The 23,139-nt window shown below is 73.3% G+C and carries 20 protein-coding genes; 9 read left to right on the top strand and 11 right to left on the bottom strand.

Annotation, left to right across the window (positions count from 1 at the left end):
- Positions 1-50: 50 nt before the first annotated feature.
- From egtA to egtD, 4 genes are read left to right on the top strand one after another with little or no spacing between them, the layout of a single operon-like run.
- The gene (gene egtA / locus UW392_RS10025; protein ID WP_320774561.1) at positions 51-1,346 is read left to right on the top strand and encodes an ergothioneine biosynthesis glutamate--cysteine ligase EgtA; all 1,296 of its coding nucleotides are present in this window, start codon (positions 51-53) and stop codon (positions 1,344-1,346) included.
- Positions 1,343-2,659, top strand: a complete 1,317-nt coding sequence (egtB, locus tag UW392_RS10020) for an ergothioneine biosynthesis protein EgtB (protein WP_320774560.1) — start codon at positions 1,343-1,345, stop codon at positions 2,657-2,659. The genes egtA and egtB overlap by 4 nt, the downstream gene beginning before the upstream one ends.
- A complete protein-coding gene (gene egtC / locus UW392_RS10015) occupies positions 2,659-3,465 on the top strand; it encodes an ergothioneine biosynthesis protein EgtC (RefSeq protein WP_320774559.1) in 807 nt (268 codons plus the stop codon). The genes egtB and egtC overlap by 1 nt, the downstream gene beginning before the upstream one ends.
- On the top strand, positions 3,462-4,424 hold the full coding sequence (gene egtD, locus UW392_RS10010; RefSeq protein WP_320774558.1) for an L-histidine N(alpha)-methyltransferase: 963 nt from the start codon (positions 3,462-3,464) through the stop codon (positions 4,422-4,424). Before egtC ends, egtD begins: the two co-directional genes overlap by 4 nt.
- Positions 4,425-4,707: 283 nt before the next feature.
- On the opposite strand, the gene UW392_RS10005 is transcribed toward egtD, so the two are convergent.
- Positions 4,708-5,976, bottom strand: coding sequence for an extracellular solute-binding protein (locus UW392_RS10005; protein WP_320774557.1), 1,269 nt, complete (start codon positions 5,974-5,976; stop codon positions 4,708-4,710).
- Positions 5,977-6,191: 215 nt separating this feature from the next.
- Between UW392_RS10005 and UW392_RS10000 the strand changes: the two genes are divergently transcribed.
- From UW392_RS10000 to UW392_RS09990, 3 genes are read left to right on the top strand one after another with little or no spacing between them, the layout of a single operon-like run.
- Positions 6,192-6,407 (top strand): dodecin, encoded by a 216-nt coding sequence (locus tag UW392_RS10000; protein WP_320774556.1) that lies wholly within the window; start codon positions 6,192-6,194, stop codon positions 6,405-6,407.
- Positions 6,408-6,455: 48 nt separating this feature from the next.
- On the top strand, positions 6,456-7,463 hold the full coding sequence (locus UW392_RS09995) for an LLM class flavin-dependent oxidoreductase (protein WP_320774555.1): 1,008 nt from the start codon (positions 6,456-6,458) through the stop codon (positions 7,461-7,463).
- Between the two features lie 42 nt (positions 7,464-7,505).
- The gene (locus tag UW392_RS09990; protein WP_320774554.1) at positions 7,506-9,860 is read left to right on the top strand and encodes an excinuclease ABC subunit UvrA; all 2,355 of its coding nucleotides are present in this window, start codon (positions 7,506-7,508) and stop codon (positions 9,858-9,860) included.
- Between the two features lie 57 nt (positions 9,861-9,917).
- On the opposite strand, the gene UW392_RS09985 is transcribed toward UW392_RS09990, so the two are convergent.
- The 6 genes from UW392_RS09985 to UW392_RS09960 form a co-directional block, all read right to left on the bottom strand.
- Positions 9,918-10,802: a PRC and DUF2382 domain-containing protein gene (locus UW392_RS09985; protein WP_320774553.1), complete on the bottom strand. Its 885-nt coding sequence runs from the start codon at positions 10,800-10,802 to the stop codon at positions 9,918-9,920.
- Between the two features lie 84 nt (positions 10,803-10,886).
- Positions 10,887-11,660: a lysophospholipid acyltransferase family protein gene (locus UW392_RS09980; protein ID WP_320774552.1), complete on the bottom strand. Its 774-nt coding sequence runs from the start codon at positions 11,658-11,660 to the stop codon at positions 10,887-10,889.
- The gene (locus UW392_RS09975; RefSeq protein ID WP_320774551.1) at positions 11,657-12,433 is read right to left on the bottom strand and encodes a GNAT family N-acetyltransferase; all 777 of its coding nucleotides are present in this window, start codon (positions 12,431-12,433) and stop codon (positions 11,657-11,659) included. Before UW392_RS09975 ends, UW392_RS09980 begins: the two co-directional genes overlap by 4 nt.
- A gap of 186 nt (positions 12,434-12,619) precedes the next feature.
- Positions 12,620-13,369, bottom strand: coding sequence for a succinate dehydrogenase/fumarate reductase iron-sulfur subunit (locus UW392_RS09970; RefSeq protein ID WP_320774550.1), 750 nt, complete (start codon positions 13,367-13,369; stop codon positions 12,620-12,622).
- Positions 13,366-15,315, bottom strand: a complete 1,950-nt coding sequence (locus tag UW392_RS09965) for a fumarate reductase/succinate dehydrogenase flavoprotein subunit (RefSeq protein WP_320774549.1) — start codon at positions 15,313-15,315, stop codon at positions 13,366-13,368. The genes UW392_RS09970 and UW392_RS09965 overlap by 4 nt, the downstream gene beginning before the upstream one ends.
- Before the next feature lie 3 nt (positions 15,316-15,318).
- Positions 15,319-15,990, bottom strand: coding sequence for a succinate dehydrogenase (locus UW392_RS09960; protein ID WP_320774548.1), 672 nt, complete (start codon positions 15,988-15,990; stop codon positions 15,319-15,321).
- A 131-nt stretch (positions 15,991-16,121) separates the two neighbouring features.
- Between UW392_RS09960 and UW392_RS09955 the strand changes: the two genes are divergently transcribed.
- Positions 16,122-17,006, top strand: coding sequence for a LysR family transcriptional regulator (locus UW392_RS09955; protein WP_320774547.1), 885 nt, complete (start codon positions 16,122-16,124; stop codon positions 17,004-17,006).
- A gap of 9 nt (positions 17,007-17,015) precedes the next feature.
- Here the strand turns inward: UW392_RS09955 and UW392_RS09950 are convergent, their stop codons facing one another.
- Complete coding sequence (locus UW392_RS09950) at positions 17,016-17,609, bottom strand: peroxiredoxin-like family protein (protein ID WP_320774546.1); 594 nt, start codon at positions 17,607-17,609, stop codon at positions 17,016-17,018.
- Positions 17,610-17,680: 71 nt separating this feature from the next.
- On the opposite strand from UW392_RS09950, the gene UW392_RS09945 reads away from it, so the two are divergent.
- Entirely contained in the window at positions 17,681-18,295 is a 615-nt protein-coding gene (locus UW392_RS09945) for a TetR/AcrR family transcriptional regulator C-terminal domain-containing protein (protein WP_320774545.1), read from the top strand.
- Between the two features lie 7 nt (positions 18,296-18,302).
- Here UW392_RS09945 and UW392_RS09940 read toward each other — a convergent pair whose 3' ends face one another.
- The 3 genes from UW392_RS09940 to UW392_RS09930 form a co-directional block, all read right to left on the bottom strand.
- The gene (locus tag UW392_RS09940; RefSeq protein WP_320774544.1) at positions 18,303-20,447 is read right to left on the bottom strand and encodes a putative bifunctional diguanylate cyclase/phosphodiesterase; all 2,145 of its coding nucleotides are present in this window, start codon (positions 20,445-20,447) and stop codon (positions 18,303-18,305) included.
- The gene (locus UW392_RS09935; protein ID WP_320774543.1) at positions 20,444-21,256 is read right to left on the bottom strand and encodes an SAM-dependent methyltransferase; all 813 of its coding nucleotides are present in this window, start codon (positions 21,254-21,256) and stop codon (positions 20,444-20,446) included. Before UW392_RS09935 ends, UW392_RS09940 begins: the two co-directional genes overlap by 4 nt.
- A gap of 346 nt (positions 21,257-21,602) precedes the next feature.
- Positions 21,603-22,538: an SCO0930 family lipoprotein gene (locus tag UW392_RS09930; protein WP_320774542.1), complete on the bottom strand. Its 936-nt coding sequence runs from the start codon at positions 22,536-22,538 to the stop codon at positions 21,603-21,605.
- Positions 22,539-23,139 lie beyond the last annotated feature (601 nt).

The following is a 23,139-nucleotide window of genomic DNA, read 5'->3' as shown; positions in this document are numbered from 1 at the left end:
CCGGCCAGGCCGGACCCGGCGGCATGGTGGAATCTCAGGAAGGTCCCGACATGTCAGATTCGGTCGGCGGCTGTAGCAGGCCGCACACCGCCATGAGCGAGGCGGAGGTCGCGGCCCTGGTACGCGGCATCGCCTTCAAGACCGGCCCGCCCCGGCGCCTCGGGGTGGAAGTGGAATGGCTCGTCCACGAGCTGCGCGACCCGCGGCTCCCGGTCACCTCCGAACGACTCGACGCGGCCTACGCCGCACTGCGGTCCGTGCCACTGAAGTCGGCACTCACCGTGGAACCCGGCGGCCAGCTGGAACTCAGCTCGCCGCCCGGCGCCTCCCTCACGGAGGTCGTCCGCACCGTCTCCGCCGACCTAGACGCCGTACGCGCGGTCCTCGACGCGCGGGACCTCACCCTGGTCGGCCTCGGCCACGAACCGTGGCACCTCCCCCGCCGCTTCCTGCGGCAGCCCCGCTACGACGCCATGGAGGCCTGTCTGGACCGCACCGGTCCCGGCGGGCGTTCCATGATGCGCGCCACCGCTTCGGTGCAGGTGTGCCTCGACGCGGGCCTTGAGGAACCCGGCCCGCTCGGCCACGTACGGCGCTGGTGGCTCGCCCACCGGCTCGGTCCTGTGCTCGTGGCCGCGTTCGCCAACTCGCCGCTCGCCGGGCGGCGGCCCACCGGCTGGCGGTCCACCCGGCAGCTGCGCTGGGAGCAGATCGGTCCGGGCCGGGCGGGCGCGCCCGTGCTGGACGCCGACCCGGCCGGCACCTGGGCGCGGCACGTGCTGGACGCGCCGGTGATGTGCGTACGGCGGGCCGAGGGCCCGTGGGAGGTCCCCGAGGGGCTGACCTTCCGGGAGTGGACGCGGTCCTCGCCGCCGCCCACCAGGGAGGACCTCGACTACCACCTCACCACGCTGTTCCCGCCGGTCCGGCCGCGCGGCCACCTGGAGCTGCGCATGATCGACGCGCAGCCAGGGGACGACGGCTGGATCGTCCCGCTCGCCGTGACGGCGGCGCTGTTCGACGATCCGGAGGCCGCCGAGACCGCCTACCGGGCGGTGAAGCCGCTCGCCGAGCGCACCGGCGGTCTGCCCGCTCCGCACAACCCGCTGTGGCGGGACGCGGCGCGGCTCGGCCTGACCGACCGGGAACTGCGCGACGCGGCCACGGCGTGCTTCACGGCGGCGCTCGGCGCGCTGCCCCGGCTGGGCGCGGGCACCGAGGTGACGGACGCCGTCGCCGGGTACCTGGACCGCCATGTCGCGCGGGGCCGCTGCCCCGCCGACGACCTCTTGGACGAGCTGGACGGCGGGAGCCGTCACGACCACGGGAAGGACGTCCGCCCATGACCGACCCCGCTTACGACGCCGAGTCCCTGCGCGAGCGGGCCCTGACCCACCTGCTCGCCGCCCGCGACCGCACCACGCTGCTGACGAGCTGCGTGGAGGAGCCCGACCTGACCGCGCAGCACTCGCCGCTGATGTCCCCGCTGGTGTGGGACCTCGCCCACATCGGCAGCCAGGAGGAGCTGTGGCTGCTGCGGGCGGTCGGCGGGCAGGAGGCGATACGCCCCGAGATAGACACCCTGTACGACGCCTTCGAGCATCCCCGTGCGGAGCGTGTGAAGCTGCCGCTGCTGTCGCCGGAGGAGGCCCGGCGGTACGCGGCCGACGTGCGCGGCCGGGCCCTGGACGTGCTGGAGAAGGCCGCGTTCCACGGGACGAGGCTGACGGAGGCGGGCTTCGCCTTCGGGATGATCGCGCAGCACGAGCAGCAGCACGACGAGACGATGCTGATCACGCACCAGCTGCGCCGGGGGCCGCGGGCGCTCACCGCGCCCGACCCGGAGCCGGTGCCGCTGTTCACCGGGCCGTCCGAAGTCCTGGTTCCGGGCGGCCCGTTCACGATGGGCACGTCCGGCGAGCCGTGGGCGCTGGACAACGAGCGGCCCGCGCACCGGCGGGAGGTGGCGCCGTTCTTCATCGACACCACCCCGGTGACCAACGGCGCGTACCTGGCGTTCGTCGAGGACGGCGGCTACGACGACCCGCGCTGGTGGACCGCCGACGGCTGGGACCACGTCCGCCGGGCCCGGATCACGGCCCCGCTGTTCTGGCGCCGCGACGGCGGTCAGTGGCTGCGCCGCCGGTTCGGCGTGACCGAGGCGGTGCCGCCCGAGGAGCCGGTGGTCCACGTGTGCTGGTACGAGGCCGACGCCTACGCCCGCTGGGCGGGGCGGCGGCTGCCCACCGAGGCCGAGTGGGAGAAGGCCGCGCGGTACGACCCGGCCACCGGCGGCTCCACGCGCTACCCGTGGGGCGATGCCGATCCGGGTCCGGAACACGCCAACCTCGGGCAGCGGCACCTGCGGCCGGCGCCCGCGGGCAGCTACCCGGCCGGCGAGTCGCCGCTCGGGGTACGGCAGTTGATCGGCGACGTGTGGGAGTGGACGGCGAGCGACCTCGCGCCGTACCCGGGGTTCCGGGCGTTCCCGTACAAGGAGTACTCGGAGGTGTTCTTCGGACCGGGGCACAAGGTGCTGCGCGGCGGTTCGTTCGCGGTGGACGCGGTGGCCTGCCGGGGGACGTTCCGCAACTGGGACCTTCCGGTGCGGCGGCAGATCTTCTCCGGGTTCCGCACGGCCCGCTCGGAGCGCGGCTGATGTGCCGTCATCTCGCCTACACGGGACCGGCGCTGACCCTCGGCGAGCTGCTCGTGGCGCCGGCGCACGGTCTGTACCGCCAGTCGTGGGCGCCCAGGCGGCAGCGGTACGGGACGGTCAACGCCGACGGTTTCGGCGTCGGCTGGTACGCCGAGGGCGACCCGGTGCCCGCCCGGTACCGGCGGGCCGGGCCGATCTGGGCGGACCGGTCCTTCGCCGACCTGGCACGGGTGGTGCGCTCCACGGCGGTGCTCGGCGCGGTGCGGGACGCCACCCTGTCGGGGGCGGACGCGGAGGCCGCGGCGGCGCCGTTCGCCGCGGACACCTGGCTGTTCAGCCACAACGGGGCGGTGCCCGGCTGGCCGGGTTCGCTCGCCCCGCTGGTCTCCTCGCTGGCGCCGCGGGACCTGCTCTCCCTGGAGGCCCGCAACGACTCGGCGTTCGTGTGGGCGCTGGTCCTGCGGCGGCTGCGGGCGGGTGTCCCGGAGGCGGAGGCGCTGGCCGGGACGGTGCTGGAGATCGCGGCGCTGGCCCCCGCCGCCCGGCTCAACCTGCTCCTCGCGGCCGGTGACACGGTCGCCGCCACCGCCTGGGGCGACTCCCTGTGGTACCTGGCCCGGCCCGGCGGCGGCACCGTCGTGGCCTCGGAACCGTACGACGACGATCCGCACTGGCAGGAGGTGCCCGACCGCACCGTACTGGCGGCGAGCCGCACGGACGTGCTGCTGACGCCGCTGAAGGAGCCCTCGCCCGAGGCGCCGGACGACGCCTTCACCCCCGCACCCGCCGAGGAGTCCCGCCCGTGAGTCCGTTCCGTGTCACCCGCATCATGCCCGAGGACGCCACGGACGCCGCGCTCCGCGCCGACGTCCTGGCCGGCCTGACGGGCACGCCCCGCGCCCTGCCGCCGAAGTGGTTCTACGACGCGCGCGGCAGCGACCTGTTCGAGCGCATCACCGCGCTGCCCGAGTACTACCCGACGCGCGCCGAGCGCGAGATCCTCGCCGTCCGGGCCGGGGAGATCGCGGCGGTGTCCGGCGCGCGCTCCCTGGTGGAGCTGGGTTCCGGTTCCTCGGAGAAGACCCGGTACCTGCTCGACGCGCTGAGCGGGCTGTCGGCCTACGTGCCCGTCGACGTCAGTGAGAGCGCGCTGCGGCAGGCGGGGCGGGCGATCACCGCCGAGCGTCCCGGTCTGGACGTGCACGCGCTGATCGCCGACTTCACCGCCGACCTGGAGCTGCCGGAGACACCGGGTCCGCGGCTGGTGGCGTTCCTCGGCGGCACCGTCGGCAACCTGCTGCCCGAGGAGCGCTCGGCGTTCCTCACGTCCGTGCGGGTGGCGCTCGCCCCGGGCGACACGCTGCTGCTCGGCACCGACCTGGTCAAGGACGAGCGGGTGCTGGTCCGGGCGTACGACGACGCGGCGGGCGTGACGGCCGCGTTCAACCGCAACGTCCTGTCCGTCATCAACCGGGAGCTGGCGGCCGACTTCGACCTGGAGGCGTTCGAGCACGTCGCGCGGTGGAACGCCGAGCGGGAGTGGATCGAGATGCGGCTGCGCGCGCGGACGGCGCAGACCGTGAAGATCAAGGAGCTGGACCTGGCCGTGGACTTCGCGGCGGGCGAGGAGCTGCGCACCGAGGTGTCGGCGAAGTTCCGCGAGGAGCGCGTACGCGCCGAACTGGTGGCGGCGGGCCTGGAACCGGTCCGCTGGTGGACGGACGAGGCACACCGCTTCGCACTGTCCCTGGCCCGCCATCCGTGAGCGGGGCACCGCCGGGGCCCGGGGTACGTCCGGGGCCCGGCACGCACCCCGGGTCCGGCACGCGTCCGGAGGCTGGCACACGTCCGAAGTCCGGCGCGCGCCCAAGGTCCATCGCCCCGCCGGGGCCCGGCATGCGCTCGGAAACCGGCGCGCATCCGGAAACCGGCGCGCGTCCGGAAACCGGCGCGCGTCCGGAGACCGGTGCGCGTCCGGGCCCCGGGCCCGGGGGCGTGGTGCCCGGGGCTCGGCGCGTGGCCGAGGGCCGAGGGCCGGTGTTCGGGTTTCAGCGTGTGTCCGGGTCCAGTAGGGCCGTGATGCGGGACGAGGCACGGCGGGCCTCCGTCGCGGGGTCGGCCCCGGTGAGCACCGCCGTCATGTAGTCCTTGATCGGGTTGTCCGCCTCGACCGCGCCCCACCGGGCCGTGGTCGGGGTGGCCCGCCCCCGCGCGGCCCCGGCGGCCATGGCGGCGACGCCCTCCTCCCCGGTGACGGCCTTCGCTAGGGACTCCTTGTTCGGGACGCAGTTCATGGCGCGGGCCAGTTCGGTGTTCCACTCCGCGCCGGTCAGCGCCTCGACCACGGCGACGGCGGCGTCCCGGTCGTCGGTGTTCTTCGCGACGACCAGGTCGGAGCCGCCGGTGAAGACGGCGCCGGGCGTGCCGGCCTTCTTCCCGGGGACGGGGAAGAAGCCGAGCTTCCCCTTGAGGTGGGGGTTCTCCTGGACGATGGTCGCGGCGAGCCCCGGCACGGCCACGATCTGCGCCACACCGCCCTCGGCGAACACCCCGGCCTGCGGCGGGTGTTCCTCGTCGGCGGCGGCCGGCCCGTCGCCGAGCGCCTGGAGCCGGCGGTAGAAGTCCATGCCGCGCAGGGCGGCCGCGCTGTCCAGCGTGCCCTCCCAGGAGCCGCCGCCGCGCTGCCGGGCCAGGTCGCCGCCCTCCTCCCAGATGAATCCGGCGAGGGTGTACCAGTCCTGTCCGGCGAGGTAGATGCCCTGGTCCCCGTCGGCGCCGAGCCGTTCGGTGATCTCCAGCCACTCGTCCCGGGTGCGGGGCGGTTCGCTGATCCCGGCCCGCTGGAAGAGGTCCTTGCGGTAGATGACGACGCGGTTGGCCGCGTACCAGGGGATGCCGTACTGCTGGGACTGCCACTGGCCGGGCTCGGCGAGGCCGGGGAGCCAGTCGTCCTTGCCCCAGTCCCGCATCGACTCCAGGGTCAGGTCGAGCAGGCCGCCGCCCTCGGCGTAGGCCGGGACCTGGGTATTGCCGACCTCGATGACGTCGGGGCCGCCGCCCTCGCCCTTCAGCGCGTTCTGCACCTTCTCGCCGACGCCGGTCCACTCCTGGACGCGCACGTCGAGGTCGATGCCGGGGTGGGTGTCGGTGAAGTCCGCGGTGAAGCGGTCCAGGTACTCCTGGGTGGCGCTGCCCTTCATCAGCCACACCGTGACGGTGTGCTCTCCGGAGGCGGTGCCGTTGTCCGGGAGGAGACCGCAGCCGCCGAGCAGGAGGGCGGACGCGGGGACGAGGGCGAGGAGGCGACGACGTCTCACGGGGTGTCCTGTTCTGTCCGGCGCACGGCGAAAAGAGGACCCGGCGTGGGGGACGAGCGAGTGGCTCGTGCGGGTGCCTGGATTTTGGTATGTACCAATGCTTTGGTCAAGGGTTTCCGGAGCATCACGGGTTTCCGCGGCCCTCGCCCGCCGTCTCGCGCACCCGGACCGGGTGAGGCACCGTGGAGTGACCCGCGACACACAAGGAGCATGCGATGTCGAACCACACCTACCGCGTCACGGAGATCGTCGGCACCTCGCCCGACGGGGTCGACCAGGCCGTGCGCAACGGCATCTCCCGGGCCTCGGAGACCCTGCGCAACCTCGACTGGTTCGAGGTGACCCAGGTGCGCGGGCTGATCGAGGAGGGCCAGGTGGCGCACTGGCAGGTCGGCCTGAAGGTGGGCTTCCGTCTGGAGGACTCCGCCTGAGCAGCCGACGGGCGGGAATGCCGCGCCCCGGCCGGTGTTGAACCGGGTGTGACCCCGACGATCTCCCGGACCCGTTTCTCCGTCCTCGACCGCTCCCGCACCCGGGCCGGGCGTCCGCCCGGCGAGGCGCTGCGGGACACCGTGCTGCTGGCCCGCGAGGCCGAGCGGCTCGGGTACCACCGGTTCTGGGTGTCGGAGCACCACGGCGTGCCCGGGGTGGCCGGCTCCGCGCCGACGGTGCTGGCCGCGGCGGTGGCGGGCGCGACCCGCACGGTCCGGGTCGGCACCGGCGGCGTGATGCTGCCCAACCACCGGCCGCTGGTCGTGGCCGAGCAGTTCGGCGTGCTGGAGTCCCTGTTCCCGGGGCGGATAGACATGGGGCTCGGCCGCTCGGTCGGCTTCACCGACGGGGTGCGCAGGGCGCTGGGCAGCGAGAAGGACGCCGCCGACCGCTTCGAGGAGCAACTGGCCGAGCTGCTCGGCTGGTTCCGCGGCACCTCCCCCACCGGGGCGCACGCCCGCCCCGCGGAGGGACTCGACGTGCCGCCGTTCGTGCTGGCCATGGGCGAGGGCGCGGCCGTCGCCGCCCGCGCGGGCCTGCCGATGGTCATCGGCGACCTGCGCGACCGCGACCGGATGCGGCGCGGCATCGACCGCTACCGCGACCTGTTCCGGCCCTCGCCGTGGGCGGCCGAGCCGTACGTCGTCGTCTCCGGGACGGTCGCCGTGGCCGGAACACCCGAGGCCGCGCGGCGGCTGCTCCTGCCGGAGGCGTGGTCGATGGCGTACTCCCGCACCCACGGCACCTTCCCGCCGCTGCCGCCCGCCGAGGAGGTCGGCTCCCGGCCGATGACCGCGAAGGAGCGCGGCTTCTACGAGGCGGGGCTCACCGGGCACCTCGCGGGCACCGAGGACCAGGTCGCCGACGCGCTGGAGACGCTGCTGAAGGAGACGGAGGCGCAGGAGGTGCTGGTCACGACGAGCACGTACGACCGTACGGCGCTCCTCGACTCCTACCGGCGGCTCGCGCGGATCTTCACGGCGGTCGACGCGTAGAATCGCGGCGTTTGTCCCCCGGTACCTGGTACGGAGTTCCGCATGCACGACCCCCGCCACGCTCATGACCCGTACGTCCGTGTCCGCGGCGCCCGCGAGCACAACCTCAAGGGGGTCGACGTCGACGTGCCGCGGGACGTGGTGGCCGCCTTCACCGGGGTCTCCGGCTCGGGCAAGTCCTCGCTGGCGTTCGGGACGGTCTACGCCGAGGCGCAGCGGCGCTACTTCGAGTCGGTCGCGCCGTACGCCCGCCGGCTGATCCACCAGGTCGGCGCCCCGAAGGTCGGTGAGATCACCGGGCTGCCGCCCGCCGTCTCGCTCCAGCAGCGCCGCTCGGCGCCGGGGTCACGGTCGTCGGTCGGCACGGTCACCAACCTGTCCAACTCGCTGCGGATGCTGTTCTCCCGCGCCGGGAGCTATCCGCCGGGCGCGGAGCGGCTCGACTCGGACTCCTTCTCGCCCAACACGGCGGCCGGCGCCTGTCCCGAGTGCCACGGCCTCGGACGCGTCCACCGCACCACCGAGGAACTCCTCGTCCCCGACCCGTCGCTGTCGGTCCGGGACGGCGCGGTCGCCGCCTGGCCCGGCGCCTGGCAGGGCAAGAACCTCCGCGACGTGCTGGACGCCCTCGGGTACGACGTCGACCGGCCCTGGCGGGAGCTGCCCGCCGAAGAGCGCGAGTGGATTCTCTTCACCGACGAGCAGCCGGTCGTCACCGTGCACCCGGTCCGCGAGGCCGGCCGCATCCAACGGCCCTACCAGGGCACGTACACGAGCGCCCGCCGGTACGTCCTCAAGACGTTCTCGGACTCCAGGAGCCCGGCGTTGCGGGCGAAGGCGGAGTCGTTCCTGACCAGCGCCCCGTGTCCCATCTGCGGCGGCGGGCGGCTGCGGCCGGAGGCGCTGGCGGTGACCGTCGGCGGCCGGAACGTCGCCGAGCTGGCCGCGCTGCCGCTCACCGAACTGGCCGCCGCGCTCCCCCGGGACGGCGAGACCGCCCGGGTCCTTTCCGACGACCTGACCGCCCGGATCGCGCCCGTCGTGGAGCTGGGCCTCGGCTACCTCAGCCTGGACCGCGCCACGCCCACCCTCTCCGCCGGGGAGCTCCAGCGCCTCCGCCTCGCCACCCAGCTGCGCTCCGGCCTGTTCGGTGTCGTCTACGTCCTGGACGAGCCGTCGGCCGGGCTGCACCCGGCGGACACCGAGGCGCTGCTGACGGTGCTCCAGCGGCTGAAGCGGGCCGGGAACTCGGTGTTCGTGGTCGAGCACCACCTGGACGTGGTGCGCGGCGCCGACTGGATCGTGGACGTCGGTCCGGGGGCGGGCGAGCACGGCGGACGCGTGCTGCACAGCGGCCCCCCGGCCGGGCTGGCGGACGTGCCGGAGTCGGCGACCGCGCGGTTCCTCTTCGGCCGCTCCCCCGCCCCTGCCCGTGCTCCGCGCACCCCGAGCGGCACTCTGAAGGTCGGCCCCGTCACCCGGCACAACCTGCGCGGGGTGACCGCCGAGTTCCCGCTCGGCGTGTTCACCGCGGTCACCGGCGTCTCCGGCTCGGGCAAGTCCACCCTGGTCGGCGAGATCACCGAAGGGCTGCCGGGCGTGGACCGGCTGGTCTCCGTCGACCAGCGGCCGATCGGGCGGACCCCGCGCTCCAACCTGGCCACGTACACCGGCCTGTTCGACGCGGTGCGCAAGGTCTTCGCGGCCACCGACGGCGCGCGGGAGCGGGGGTACGGCGCGAGCCGCTTCTCGTTCAACGTCACCGGCGGGCGCTGCGAGACCTGCCAGGGCGAGGGGTTCGTCAGCGTGGAGCTGCTGTTCCTGCCGAGCACCTACGCGCCGTGCCCGGAGTGCGGCGGGGCGCGGTACAACGCGGCGACGCTGGCGGTGACGTACCGGGGGCGGACCATCGCGGAGGTGCTGGACCTGACCGTCGAGGCCGCAGCGGAGTTCTTCGCGGACGTCCCGGCGGCGGCGCGCAGCCTGGCCGCGCTGCTCGACGTGGGACTCGGCTATCTGCGGCTCGGCCAGCCGGCGACGGAGCTGTCCGGCGGGGAGGCGCAGCGCATCAAGCTGGCGAGCGAACTGCAGCGCGGGCGCCGGGGCCACACGCTGTACCTGCTCGACGAGCCGACGACCGGTCTGCACCCGGCCGACGTGGAGGTGCTGGCGCGGCAGTTGCACGGGCTGGTCGACGCCGGCCACACGGTGGTGGTGGTCGAGCACGACATGTCCGTCGCCGCGGGCGCCGACTGGGTGATCGATCTCGGTCCCGGCGGCGGTGACGCGGGCGGCCGGATCGTCGCGGCGGGGCCGCCCGCCGAGGTGGCGGGGGCGGCCGGCAGTGCCACCGCCCCCTACCTGGCGCGGGCCGTGGGCGGCACGGCACACCTTTGAGGGGTGCCGTGCCGCGGGTTCCGTGCCACGGGTTCCGTGCCGCCTACAACGGCCGGGTCATTCGCGTCCCGGCCGTCGCCGGACGTCCTCGTCCAGGTCGATGCCCTCCGTCTCGATGCGCTCCTTGCGGACCTGACCGCGCACCGTCCGGTCGTCGACGTGTTCCTCGGTGGTCAGCCGGACGCGTTCCACCGCGACCGCCTCGGTCTCCACCACGGGGGTCTCCTCGTGGAGGGTGACCTCGTGCTCGGCCTCGGTGAACTCCGGCCCGGCGTACGCGGCGTCACGGTTGGCGTCCGTGATCGGCTCGCGCTCCACGCGTACCTCCTCGTGGCGCACCGGGACAATCTGCTGCACCTCCTCGGTGACCACGTACTTGCGCAGCCGGGCGCGCCCGGTCTCGCGCCGCTCGACACCGACGTGCATGCGCTCCTCGGAGAGCGTCATGGCATCGTCGTCGTCGCGCAGCGACCTGCGTCCGGTGCCCTCGTAGCCGGCAGTACCGGCAACACTGGCCGTTCCCGCGACACCGGCCGTGCCGGCCGCCGCGGTGGTGTCCGTGGTGGTCGTGTCCGTGCCCATGCCGCCGTCGCCGGACATCCCGTCGTCGGACAGTACGTTGTCCCAGTTGACGCCGTAGTACTCGTAGAGGCGGTGTTCCTCACTCGCCGACAGGTGCCCGCCCGCGTCGATGTCGACGTTGGGCGCGCCCTTGACCTGGTCCTTGCGGTAGGGAACCTCGAGGTGGTCCTCAACCAGGGTCGCGTCGTGAATGGGGATGAACGACTCGTTGGAGCCGAACATTCCGGTCTTCACGCTGACCCACTCGGGGCGCCCGGTCATGTCGTCGAAGAAGACGTGCTTGGCGTCGCCGATCTTGTGGCCCTCGCCGTCGTAGACGGGATGGTCCAGAAGCATCGTGATCTCTTCGCGGGTGATCATCTGGCCTCACCCTCCTTCCGAGTGACACTCCTACGGCTAACCTCATCACCGGGAAAGAAACGGGACATATGCCTTAAATTCCATTTATTTTTCCATTTCCTCGGCGGCCCGTGCGAGGGCGCGCCGGTCGGGACAGGTGCCCGCGCGCAGGGCGGGCCGCACCCGTGCCTCGGCCACCAGACCCCGCGCCGACACCACCCGCCACACCGAGGCGAGCAGCGTGTCCTCCCCGACGAAGGCGGGCGCCGTGCTCACTGTCCGGCCGTCCGCCAGGTACCGGATGCGCACCGGCTGGACCGGCACGTCCGCGTCCAGGGCCGCCTGGAACACGGCCCGTCTGAAGGGCCCGCGGGCCTGCCCGCACCAGGTGCTGCCCTCGGGGAAGACGGCCACCGAGGCCCCCGACCGCAGGACCGCCGTCAGGTGGGCGACGGTCTCCGGCAGGGCCCGCAGCCGGTCCCGTTCGATGAAGAGGGTGCCGCCGAGGGCGGCCAGCCGGCCGGCCACCGGCCACCGCCGTATCTCGGCCTTGGCCACCGTCCTGGCCGGGCGGACGGCGGCGAGCAGCGGCACGTCCAGCCAGGAGACATGGTGGGCGACGAGCAGCACTCCGCCCGCGGGCACGGCGGCGCCGGTGATCCGCACCCGGACGCCCGCCGCCCGTACCAGTGACCGGCCCCACCACCGCACCAGCGCGACGGGGAGCCGCCGGCCGAGCGGCGCCGCCGCCACCCCGGCGAGCAGCAGGACGACGAGGCCGGTGAGCCGCAGCACGGCCCGCGGTACGGCCGCCGCGGCGCGGGCCCGCTCCACGCACGCTGCGGGGGTGCAGGGCGCGGCGGGCAGCCAGGCGCTCACCGGCCGGCGGGGACGAGCGAGAGGAAGTGGCGCAGGTAGCGCGGGTCGACGCGGTCCATGGGCAGCAGGACGTAGAGGTCGGCCACGCCGAAGTCGGGGTCGTGCGCGGGCTCGCCGCAGATCCAGGCGCCGAGCCTCAGGTAGCCGTGGAGCAGGGCCGGCAGCTCACGGCGCCCGGCCGGGGCCCCGGCCCCGGGGATCCACGGCAGCAGCGGCCGCACCCGGTACTCCTCGGGGGCCAGGTTCCGCTCCCGTACGCGGTTCCAGGCGGCCGAGGCGGAGGCGCCGCCGTCGGCGAGCGGGAGCGAGCAGCAGCCGGCCAGCCAGCCGTGGCCGCGGTCGGTCATGTACCGCGCTATACCGGCCCAGATGAGGCCGATGACGGCGCCGTCGCGGTGGTCGGGGTGGACGCAGGAGCGGCCCACCTCGACCAGGTCGGAGCGGATCGGGGCGAGCCGGGACAGGTCGAACTCGCTCTCCGCGTACAGCCGCCCGGCGACCGCGGCCCGCTCGGGCGGCAGCAGCCGGTAGGTGCCGACGATCTCTCCGCTCACCTCCTCGCGGACGACGAGGTGGTCGCAGTAGGCGTCGAAGGCGTCGCTGTCGTGTCCGGGCCGCGCCCCGGTGAGGAGGGCGCCCATCTCCCCGGCGAACACCTCGTGCCGCAGCCGCTGGGCGGCCCGGACCTCGGCCTCGTCGCGGGCGAGGGAGACGGAGTAGCGGACGGGTGCCGCGGGCGGGCGGGGACGGTCTACGGTCAGTACGCCGCTCATGGGTGCTCTCCTGGTCGGTGGCCGGATCCGGCGTCACAGTTCTTCCGACACCGCCTGTCCGCCGCGTGACCGCCACAGGGAGCCCGGATGTGCGCTCGCTGAACGCGAGACGGGGCCGGAAGGAGCACCTCTCCCGACCCCGCCCGTCCGCACCGACCGGCGAACGTTCTTTCCCTCTGTGCGGTGCTACCGCTTCCCGGCCTTCCGGGTGGCCCGCAGCCACTCCTTGTTCATCCCGGTGATGGACATCAGCGGAATCCCCTTGGGACAGGCCGTGGCACACTCCCCCGCGAGGGTGCACCCACCGAACCCCTCCGCGTCCATCTGCCCCACCATGTCCAGCACCCGCGACTCCCGCTCGGGCGCCCCCTGCGGCAGCACGTTGAGATGATTGACCTTCGCGGAGGTGAAGAGCATCGCCGCCCCGTTGGGGCAGGCGGCGACACACGCCCCGCACCCGATGCACTCGGCGTGCTCGAACGCGAAGTCCGCGTCGGCCTTGGGGACGGGCGTGGCATGGGCCTCCGGCGCCGCTCCGGTCGGCGCGGTGACATAGCCGCCGGCCTGGATGATCCGGTCGAAGGCCGACCGGTCGACGACGAGGTCCTTCACGACCGGGAAGGCCGCCGCGCGCCACGGCTCGATGTCGATGGTGTCGCCGTCCCGGAAGGACCGCATGTGCAGCTGGCAGGTGGTGGTGCGCTCGGGCCCGTGCGCGTCGCCGTTGATGACGAGGCTGCACGCGCCGCAGATGCCCTCGCGGCAGTCGTGGTCGAAGGCGACCGGGTCCTCGCCCTTGAGGATCAGCTCCTCGTTGAGCGTGTCGAGCATCTCCAGGAACGACATGTCCTTCGAGATGCCGTCCACCTCGTACGTGGACATGGTGCCTTCGGCGTCGGCGTTCTTCTGGCGCCAGACGCGCAGGGTGAGCTTCATGCGTAGCTCCGCTGGGTGGGGTGGACGTACTCGAAGACCAGGTCTTCCTTGTGCAGAGCGGGAGCCTCGCCGGTGGCGGTGAACTCCCAGGCGGCGGCGTAGGAGAACTCCTCGTCGCGCCGGGCCGCCTCGCCGTCCGGGGTCTGGGACTCCTCGCGGAAGTGGCCGCCGCAGGACTCGGCGCGGTGCAGCGCGTCGAGGCACATCAGCTCGGCCAGCTCCAGGTAGTCGACGACGCGGTTGGCCTTCTCCAGCGACTGGTTGAACTCCTCGCCGGTGCCGGGCACCTTGATCCGCCGCCAGAACTCCTCGCGGATCTGCGGGATGCGCTCCAGGGCCTTGCGCAGTCCGGCGTCCGTGCGGGCCATGCCGCAGAACTCCCACATCAGCTCGCCGAGTTCGCGGTGGAAGGAGTCCGGGGTGCGGTCGCCGTCGACGGACAGCAGCAGGTTGAGCCGGTCCTGCGTCTCGGCCAGCACCTCCTGCACCACCGGGTGGTCGTCGCCGACCTTGTCCCCCAGCGGGTTGCGGGCGAGGTAGTCGTTGATGGTGGCCGGCAGCACGAAGTAGCCGTCGGCCAGGCCCTGCATCAGCGCGGAGGCGCCGAGCCGGTTGGCGCCGTGGTCGGAGAAGTTGGCCTCGCCGACCGCGAACAGACCGGGCACGGTGGTCTGGAGGTCGTAGTCGACCCACAGCCCGCCCATCGTGTAGTGCACGGCGGGGTAGATCCGCATCGGTACCTCGTACGGATCCTCGTCGGTGATCCGCTGGTACATGTCGAAGAGGTTGCCGTACTTGGCCTCGACGGCCTTCCTGCCCATGCGCGAGATCGCGTCCGCGAAGTCCAGGTAGACGCCCTGCCCGCCGGGGCCGACGCCCCGCCCCTCGTCGCAGACGTTCTTCGCGGCGCGCGAGGCGATGTCGCGGGGGACGAGGTTGCCGAAGGAGGGGTAGATCCGCTCCAGGTAGTAGTCGCGCTCGTCCTCGGGGATCCTGTTCGCGGGGCGGTCGTCGCCCTTGGCCTTCGGCACCCAGATCCGGCCGTCGTTGCGCAGCGACTCGCTCATCAGCGTCAGCTTGGACTGGTGGTCGCCGGTGCGCGGGATGCAGGTGGGGTGGATCTGCGTGAAGCAGGGGTTGGCGAAGTACGCGCCGCGCCGGTGCGCCCGCCAGACGGCGGTCGCGTTGGAGTTCATGGCGTTGGTCGACAGGTAGAAGACGTTGCCGTACCCGCCGCTCGCCAGGACGACGGCGTCGGCGTAGTAGGTGTCGATCTTCCCGGTGATCAGGTCGCGGGCGACGATGCCCCGGGCCCGGCCGTCGACGACGATCACGTCGAGCATCTCGGTACGGGGGTGCAGCTCGATGTTCCCGGCGGCGACCTGGCGGCTCAGGGCCTGGTACGCGCCGAGCAGCAGCTGCTGGCCCGTCTGGCCGCGGGCGTAGAAGGTCCGCGACACCTGGACGCCGCCGAAGGACCGGGTGTCGAGGAGGCCGCCGTACTCGCGGGCGAAGGGAACGCCCTGCGCCACGCACTGGTCGATGATCTCCACCGAGATCTGCGCGAGGCGGTGGACGTTGGACTCGCGGGCGCGGAAGTCGCCCCCCTTGACCGTGTCGTAGAACAGGCGGTGCACGGAGTCGCCGTCGTTGCGGTAGTTCTTCGCGGCGTTGATGCCGCCCTGCGCGGCGATGGAGTGGGCGCGGCGCGGCGAGTCCTGGTAGCAGAACTGGACGACGTGGTAGCCCTGTTCGGCGAGGGTGGCGCCGGCGGAACCGCCCGCGAGCCCGGTGCCCACCACGATCACCGTGTGCTTGCGCCGGTTGGCGGGGTTGACCAGCTTGGCCTCGAAGCGGCGCGTGTCCCAGCGCTCGGCGACGGGGCCTTCGGGGGCCTTGGTGTCGACGACCGGCTCTCCGGTCGTGTAGTCGGCGTAGGAAGTCATGGGTCAGCTCACCACTCCGGTCATGACGCCCACGGGGACGGCGATGAAGCCGGCCGTGAGCAGCACTGCGAGGACGTTCGCGATCGTCTTCAGGGCACGGTCCCGGCTGCGACTGCCGGCGCCGAGGGTCTGGGCGGCGCTCCAGAAGCCGTGCTGGACGTGCAGGCCGACGGCGAGCATCGCGACGATGTAGATGACGTTGCCGTACCAGGTGGAGAAGGTGTCCACCACGTTCTGGTAGGGCTTGCCGGACTCGAAGCCGCCGGAGTGCACGGTGCCGGTGGTCAGGTCCAGGATGTGCCAGACGATGAACAGGGCGAGGATGATCCCGCCGTAGCGCATGGTGTTCGTCGCGTAACTGGCCCGCTTGCGCCGGTGCGCGTACTTCGTGGGCCGGGCCCTCAGGTCGCGGCGGCTGAGCTGGTACGCGGAGACGGCGTGCGCGACGACGGCGACGACGAGCACGACGCGGACCACCCACAGCGTCCACTCGTAGTGCATGAACGGCTCGCCGACCGTGCGCAGCCAGTGGGCGTAGTGGTTGAACTCCTCCAGCCCGAAGAAGATCTTCAGGTTGCCGATCATGTGGACGACCAGGTACAGGAGCATGATCAGTCCGCTGACCGCCATCACGGTCTTCTTGCCGACGGTCGAGTCCCACACGGTGCGTGCCATGGACGGCCGTCGGTCCGTCCGCGTTGCCAGAGCCATGTCACCAGACGCTAGGGCCGAACGGCCCCATCGGTCCAAGACATGATGTGCCTCGTTTCGATAGGTGTTGCCTATGACGGTCCTATGCTGGCGTGGTGCACTTCCAGCAGCTTCAGTACTTCGTGGCCGTCGCCGAGACCCGGCACTTCACCCGGGCCGCCGACCTCGTCCACGTCTCCCAGCCCTCGCTGTCGCAGCAGATCAAGGCGCTGGAGCGGGAGCTGGGCGCGGACCTGTTCCAGCGGGCGCGGGGGAACATCACACTGACCGACGCCGGGGAGGCGCTGCTGCCGCTGGCCCGGCGCATCCTCGCCGACGCGGAGACCGCCCGGCACGAGGTGCGGGAGCTGGTGGAGCTGCGGGGCGGGCGGGTGCGGCTGGGCGCGACCCCGAGCCTGTGCACCGGGCTGCTGCCGGACGTGCTGCGCGCGTTCCACGACCGGTATCCCGGCATCCGGCTGCTGATCGAGGAGGGCGGCAGCCACGACCTGGTGCGGGAGCTGGCGCGCGGCGCGCTGGATCTGGCGCTGGTCGTCCTGCCGCTGCCGACGCCGTCACCGGCGCTGACCACGGTGGAGCTGCTCCGGGAGGACCTGGTGGTGGTGTCCTCGCCCGAGGCGCCCCGGCCCGGCGCCGGACGGCGGGCCGTCGACATCGGGGACCTGGAGGGCGAGCGGCTGGTGATGTTCCGGCACGGGTACGACCTGCGGGAGCTGACGGTGGCGGCGTGCCGGGCCGCCGGGTTCGAACCCGACTTCGCGGTGGAGGGCGGCGAGATGGACGCCGTGCTCGGCTTCGTGCGGGCGGGGCTGGGGATCGCGGTCGTGCCGCGCATGGTCGCGGCGCGGTCGGGGCGGGGGTTGCGGGTGACGCCGCTGGCGCGGCCCGGCCTGCACCGGACGATCGCGCTCGCGCACCGCAGTGACGTGGCTCCGCCACGGGCGGCGCGGGAGCTTCAGCGGATGCTGCTGGAACGGTGACCGCGCCCCTCAAAGGGGGGCATTCGTGGACGCCAGTCGGAGGAGTTCGTCCACCGGCCACTGGTCGTCCGCGTGCGCGCCGTGGTGCGCCGCCAGGACGCGGCCGTCCGGTGCGATCAGGAAGTCCGCCGGCAGGCCCAGGCGGCCGTTCGGCTGGCGCCGGGACGGGAGGCGCTGCCTGCCGCGCAGCACGTGCCACGCGCCGCTCAGCACGGCGCGAGCGACCGGCAGCCAGGCGCGCGGGTCGAGGAGCGCGCGCGGCGCCGACTCGACGCCGAACTCCCGGTACAGGTGCTTGTCGGGGTCGGCCACCACCGCGAACGGCAGGTCGGTCACGTGTTCGCGCAGCTCCTCAGGCGGTGAGTGGAAGACCACCACCTCGCGGACGCCGGCCGCCTCGATCTCCGCGTGGCGGCGGACGATCGAGCGCAGGTGCAGATGGCACACCGGGCAGCCGGCGAAGCGGCGGAACTGGAGGTGGACCAGCCGGTCGACGGCGGGGACGGCCACCGGGCCGCCGGTGACCGTGCCGAGGTCACGGCGGGCGACGACGGATCCGGGCCGCAGGAGGGTGCGGGACGCGGTGCGGGACGGTGCGCTCACGAGGGCTCCTCTGCGTAGGCGTACGCCGTACACCCACCAGCGTAAGCGTATGGCGTACGCTGTCAATCGCCATGCCGAGACCACGTTCGCTCAGCCATGCCGGGCTCGCCGCCGCCGCCCTCGCCGTGATCGACCGCGACGGGCTTGCCGGGCTCTCGATGCGCACCGTCGCCAAGGAACTCGGGATGAGCACGATGGCGCTCTACCGGTACGTGCGCGACCGCGCCGAACTGGAGCTGCTCGTCGTCGACCTCGTGCTCGGCCGCGTCGACAGCACCCCGCCGCCCACCGAGCTGTCCTGCCGGGAGCGGATCGAGGTGATGGTGCGGCGGCTGCGCGACACCGTGGGCGCGCACCCCGAGATCGTCCCCCTGACCGTCGTCCACCGGCACCGCTCCACCGCCGGGCTGCGCTGGACGGAGACGGTGCTCGGGCTGCTCGCCGAGGCCGGGGTCGAGGGGCACCGCCGGGTCGTCGCGCTGCGCGGCCTGATCGGCTACATCACCGGCGCGATCCAGCTGGAGCACCTCGGCCCGCTCGCCGGGGCCGGTACGGTGGCCCTCGCCGAACTGCCGCCCGAGGAGTTCCCGCACCTGCGGCAGACCGCCCGGCACGCCCGGGAGGTCGGTGCCGACCGGGAGTTCCTGGGCGGTCTCGCGCTGCTGCTGCGCGGGCTGGGCCTCTGAACCGGGCTCAGCCCGTGGCGTCCACCAGCGCCAGTTGGTGGAGCCGCTCCGGCGGGCCGGGACGGGCGTAGTACCAGCCCTGGGCCGTGTCGCAGCCGAGTATCCGCAGCTGCTCGGCCTGGGCGCCGGTCTCCACGCCCTCGACGGTGACCGTGAGGTCCAGGCCGTGGGCCAGGGAGACGATGCCCTCGACGATCCTCAGGTCCACCGGGTCGGCCGGGAACTGCTGCATGCTCTGGGTGAAGGAGCGGTCCAGTTTCAGGACGCTGACCGGGAGTCGGCGCAGGTTGGCGAGGTTGGAGTAGCCGGTGCCGAAGTCGTCCAGGGCGATGTCGACGCCCATCTCCGCCAGCCGGCGCAGCGGCTTGAGCAGGTCGTCGTCGGCGCCGATCAGCGCCGACTCGGTCACCTCCAGGCAGAGCGCGTCGGGTTCGACGCCGGCCCGCTCCAGGATGTCGACGGTGTCCTGGACCAGCCCGGGGTGGGTGAGCTGGCAGGGCGAGAGGTTGACGTTGACGCGCAGCGGGCCCGCGGCGCCGCCGTCGCCGTACAGCTCCCGCCAGGCGCGGGCCTGACGGACGGACTGCTCCAGGACCCAGCGGCCCAGCGGGACGATCAGGCCGGTGTGCTCGGCGAGCGGGATGAACCGGTCCGGGCCGAGGAGGCCGTGCTGCGGGTGCAGCCAGCGCACCAGCGCCTCCGCGCCGCGCACGCTGCCGTCGCCGAGGTGGACCAGCGGCTGGTACTCGATGAAGAACTCGCCGCGCTCCAGGGCCGCCGGCAGCGCGGTGGTCAGCCCGTGCCGGGTGATGGCGCGGGCGTCGGCCTCCGGGTCGGCCAGTTCGTAGCGGTTGCCGCCCGCCGACTTGGCCCGGTACATGGTGATGTCGGCGCTGCGCAGCACCTCGGCCGCGCTGCGCTCCCCCGCCGGTCCCTCGACGATGCCGATGGAGCCGCGCACGGTCAGCTCGCGGCCGTCGATGCTGATCGGCGCCAGCAGGGCGTTCATGATGCGGCCGGCCAGCTCGTCCACCTCGTAGGCGGTGTCCGGGCCGGTGGTCAGCGCCACGAACTCGTCGCCGCCGAGCCGGGCGACCATCTCGCCCGGCGCGGTGGCGCAGCCCTGCAGCCGGTCGGCGACCTCCACCAGGAGCCGGTCGCCGGCCGCGTGCCCGAGGCTGTCGTTGACGGTCTTGAAGCCGTCGAGGTCGAGGTAGCACAGGCCGAACCGCTGGCCCTCGCCGGCGCCGAGCGCCTTCTCCAGCCGTTCGAAGAAGAAGCTGCGGTTGGGCAGGCCGGTGAGCGCGTCGTGGGTGGCCTCGTAGCGCAGCCGGAGGTTGAGCAGCCGGCGCTCGGTGGTGTCCTCCATGAGGGCGAGCTGGTAGCGCGGCACGCCGTCGGCGTCGCGGAGCAGGGAGACGGTCAGGTTGGTCCACAGGACCGTGCCGTCGGGCCGGTAGAACGCCTTTTCCAGGTGGTAGTGCTCGCGCTCGCCGCGGACCAGCTCGTCGTAGAGCCGCCAGGTCTGGGGCGCGTCGTCGGGGTGGGTCCAGTCCCGCACGTTGCCGCGCCGCATCGTCGGGTCGGTGAGGCCGAACATACGGGTGAGCGCCTGGTTGACCTGGAGGACCTGGCCGTCGAGGTCGGCGATGCCGATGCCTATGGCGGCGCCCTCGAAGACCGCGCGGAAGCGGGCCTCGCTCGCGTGCAGCGCGGCGGCGACCACGCCCTGGGCCTTGAGGGCGGCCTGGGCGATGGACTCCTGCTCGGACAGGGTGCGGGCGCGCAGGGCGTGGGCGAAGCCCGCCGCCATCGCGTGCTGCATCCGGGACGAACGGGCCCGCAGGTCCTCCTGGTCGCCCTCTCCGCCGCAGTACAGCACCAGGTAGGCGTCGACGCAGTCGAGGGTCCGGCTGAGCGCCTCGGGGTCGGTGCAGTGCGCGTCCACGAGGGCGGCGCCGACCGCCTTGGCCTCCTCCGCCTCGAAGGTCCGGGCGCGCAGCACCTCGCTCAGCCGCCGTGCCAGCGGCAGGAGTTCGGCCTCGAACTCGGGGCGGGTGGACGAGGTCGTGGTGACCGGGAACACGGCCCGGCTCCAGATCGTCGCGAACCGGCGCAGTCTGTCCTCCGGCCCGTCCGGCTGCGCGGTCACGCCGCGCGTCCCACGCCGGCGAATCCGGAGAACGCATAGGGGTCCTCGTCCTCCGGCGCCCCTTCGGGCCGCCAGCGCGCCATCGGCACCAGTCCGGGTTCCACCATGTCGTACCCCTCGAAGAACCGCGCGATCTCGTCGCGCGTGCGCATGATCAGCGGGTTGCGGATGTCCTTGTACACGTCGACCGCGCCGCCGGCCCGCTCCGGCGGCAGCGGGATGCCCTCGTACGCGGCGTGCGTGAGGACCAGCACGCTGCCGGGCGCGAGCGCTCGGCTCAGCTCGGCCACCGCCCGGTACGGGTCCTCCGTGTCGTCCACGAAGTGCAGTATGGCAATGAGCAGCAGCGCCACCGGACGATTCAGGTCGATCAACCGCTCCACCTGGGGACTGGCGAGGATGTCCCGGGGCTTGAGGAGATCGGCGGCGACGACGTCCGCGTCCGCGTCGTCCGCCAGGACGGCCTGGCTGTGCGCGACCGCCACCGGGTCGTGGTCGACGTAGACGACGCGGGAGCCGGGCCGGGCCCGGCGGGCCACCTCGTGGACGTTGCCGAAGGTGGGGATGCCGGAGCCGACGTCCAGGAACTGGTCGATGCCCTCGGCGGCGGCGAAGCGTACGGCGCGCCGCATGAACGCCCGGTTGGCCTGCATGACCTTGGGGAGGCCCGGCATGAACTCCATGGCTCTGCGGGCGGCTTGCCGGTCGACCTCGAAGTTGTGCGAACCGCCCAGGTAGAAGTCGTAGATCCGGGACACGCTCGGCACCGAGATGTCGATGCTCCGCGGGGCCCAGGCGGGACGCTCCATCTGGTTCTCCAAGGTGTGCGGGCGGTCCGGTGTTCGAGCAGAGGCTACTGATCGCCCGCCGAAGGGGCGAGCCGAAACGGAAATTGACCGTCCGTTCCCGGTCACTGCCCTTGGCACGTGCCGGGTCCGCGGGGGTGTCCGGACAGCACAGCGGGCCGCCCCTCCGCCTGGGTGCGGAGGGGCGGCCCGTCGGCCCGCGCGCCGCGGCGTGCGCGGTACTTCCCGCTCGCCCGTGTCCTCGTCTGTCCCGCTGGTCCTGCCGGACCTGCCTCGGGTGTTTCCCGCTCCTCCCTTCGCGTGCGGCGGTGTGCGGGGGCGAGGGGGGTACCGGCGCCCCTGGGGAGAGCTACTGCTTCGGCGCGCCGACCGGCTTTCCGTCGGGTGCGACGGCGTACCACGTACCGCCGACGCCCTGACCGTTGGTGTCGCCGGGCTCCTCGTCGCCGGCGAAAGTGTAGATGGGCCAGCAGTCGATGGTCTGCTGCTTCTCGCCGTCGGGCCGGGTGAAGCTCATCAGGCCCTTCTTCTCGACGCCCTTGGTCTCGTTCGCCTCGACCGGCGCGACGACCGGCCACTTCTCCAGGCACTCGCCGGTGCAGGCCGACACCGGTTCGGGCCATGCCTCGTCCTTCATGAACCGGTAGACCGTCATCCCGTTCCGGTCGACGACGATCTCTCCCAGTTCCGGGTCCTCGCGGGTGTCGAGGCCCGGCCGTTCGGCGCCGGCCTTCTTGCCGTCGGCGGCGAGCGCGTACCACTTGCCGCCCACGCCCTGGCCCTTGACGTCGCCCGCGGCCGTGTCCTTGGCGTAGCGGTACGCCGGCCAGCCGCCGATGGTCAGCTGTTTGGTGCCGTCGGCGCGGGTGACCTCGCCGAGCAGCTTCTCGTCGACGCCCTCACCGGCGATGGCGTCGTCCGCGGCCACCGGCGGCCAGGCCGTGGCGCAGTCCGCCTCGCAGGTCGACGCGGGCGGCTCGGCGGTGTCCGCGTCGAACCGGTACAGGGTGTGGCCGGTGCCGTCGGTCACCAGCTCGCCGAGCTTCTTGTCGGCGGTGACGGACACCTTGCCCGCGGCGGCCGGCGGGCTGGCCGACGCCGCGTCCTTGGCGCCCGCCCCGAGTCCCTGACCGGCACCTACGGTGCCCACGTCGCCGGGCTGGGCCGAGGCGCCCACGTTCTGGCTGCCGCCGGCGGTGCCGCCGCTCTGACCGCACGCCGTCGTCAGCGCCAGCACCACCGCGGCGCTCGCCACGAGTGAGGCGTTCCGCCACGAGGTCCTCATCGTCAACTTCCCTTCGATGGATAGGTGTCGCTGCGTCCTGCCGCTCCTTCGCACGGCATGGGGTACGGACGGGGGCGACGGTTGTGTTCAACGGGAGCGCGGTTTTCTTCGGCCGCCCGGTGGGCCCCACGCCGCACGCCCCCTCAGCCGTACACCTGCGCGAGTCCACGGACATGCGACCGGCCCGCGGGGGACCCGTCGACGGGCCGCCGTCCCTCCTTCGGGGCAATCACCGGGGAGCGGGGCGTGCCCCGGCGCGGCGCGCTCCATGATTCGCGACGTGCATGGACCCGAACCGACCCGATCCGCCGTCACCGTACGGGCGTTGGCCCTGGTGACGCTGGTGTTCACACTCGGCGGCGCACCGGTGGGCACCGCGCACGCGGACGCCTGCGCCTACGTGTCGAACGACCCGGGCGACCTCAGGACCACGGCGGTCGCCGGGAGCCGCACCTGGCCGACGTTCCCGCCGATGCCGCCGTGCCCGAGGCCCACCCCGACCCCCACCCCGACCCCGACGCCACCGCCCGCGCCGACACCCACACCCGCGCCGCCCGATCCGGAACCCCCGTCGCCCCGGCCGCCGGCACCACCGCCGCCG

The sequence above is a fragment of the Streptomyces sp. CRN 30 genome, assembly GCF_034105845.1.
The sequence above is the reverse complement of the archived record's forward strand: the minus strand, read 5'-3'. Positions and strand labels throughout refer to the sequence as shown.

Excerpts from the sequence above, each read along its gene's own strand:
- egtA (WP_320774561.1), top strand. The coding sequence starts at position 51 with ATGTCAGATTCGGTCGGCGGCTGTAGCAGGCCGCACACCGCCATGAGC.
- egtB (WP_320774560.1), top strand. The coding sequence starts at position 1,343 with ATGACCGACCCCGCTTACGACGCCGAGTCCCTGCGCGAGCGGGCCCTG.
- egtC (WP_320774559.1), top strand. The coding sequence starts at position 2,659 with ATGTGCCGTCATCTCGCCTACACGGGACCGGCGCTGACCCTCGGCGAG.
- UW392_RS10000 (WP_320774556.1), top strand. The coding sequence starts at position 6,192 with ATGTCGAACCACACCTACCGCGTCACGGAGATCGTCGGCACCTCGCCC.
- UW392_RS09990 (WP_320774554.1), top strand. The coding sequence starts at position 7,506 with ATGCACGACCCCCGCCACGCTCATGACCCGTACGTCCGTGTCCGCGGC.
- UW392_RS09985 (WP_320774553.1), bottom strand. The coding sequence starts at position 10,802 with ATGATCACCCGCGAAGAGATCACGATGCTTCTGGACCATCCCGTCTAC.
- UW392_RS09975 (WP_320774551.1), bottom strand. The coding sequence starts at position 12,433 with ATGAGCGGCGTACTGACCGTAGACCGTCCCCGCCCGCCCGCGGCACCC.
- UW392_RS09970 (WP_320774550.1), bottom strand. The coding sequence starts at position 13,369 with ATGAAGCTCACCCTGCGCGTCTGGCGCCAGAAGAACGCCGACGCCGAA.
- UW392_RS09965 (WP_320774549.1), bottom strand. The coding sequence starts at position 15,315 with ATGACTTCCTACGCCGACTACACGACCGGAGAGCCGGTCGTCGACACC.
- UW392_RS09960 (WP_320774548.1), bottom strand. The coding sequence starts at position 15,990 with ATGGCACGCACCGTGTGGGACTCGACCGTCGGCAAGAAGACCGTGATG.
- UW392_RS09945 (WP_320774545.1), top strand. The coding sequence starts at position 17,681 with ATGCCGAGACCACGTTCGCTCAGCCATGCCGGGCTCGCCGCCGCCGCC.
- UW392_RS09935 (WP_320774543.1), bottom strand. The coding sequence starts at position 21,256 with ATGGAGCGTCCCGCCTGGGCCCCGCGGAGCATCGACATCTCGGTGCCG.
- UW392_RS09930 (WP_320774542.1), bottom strand. The coding sequence starts at position 22,538 with ATGAGGACCTCGTGGCGGAACGCCTCACTCGTGGCGAGCGCCGCGGTG.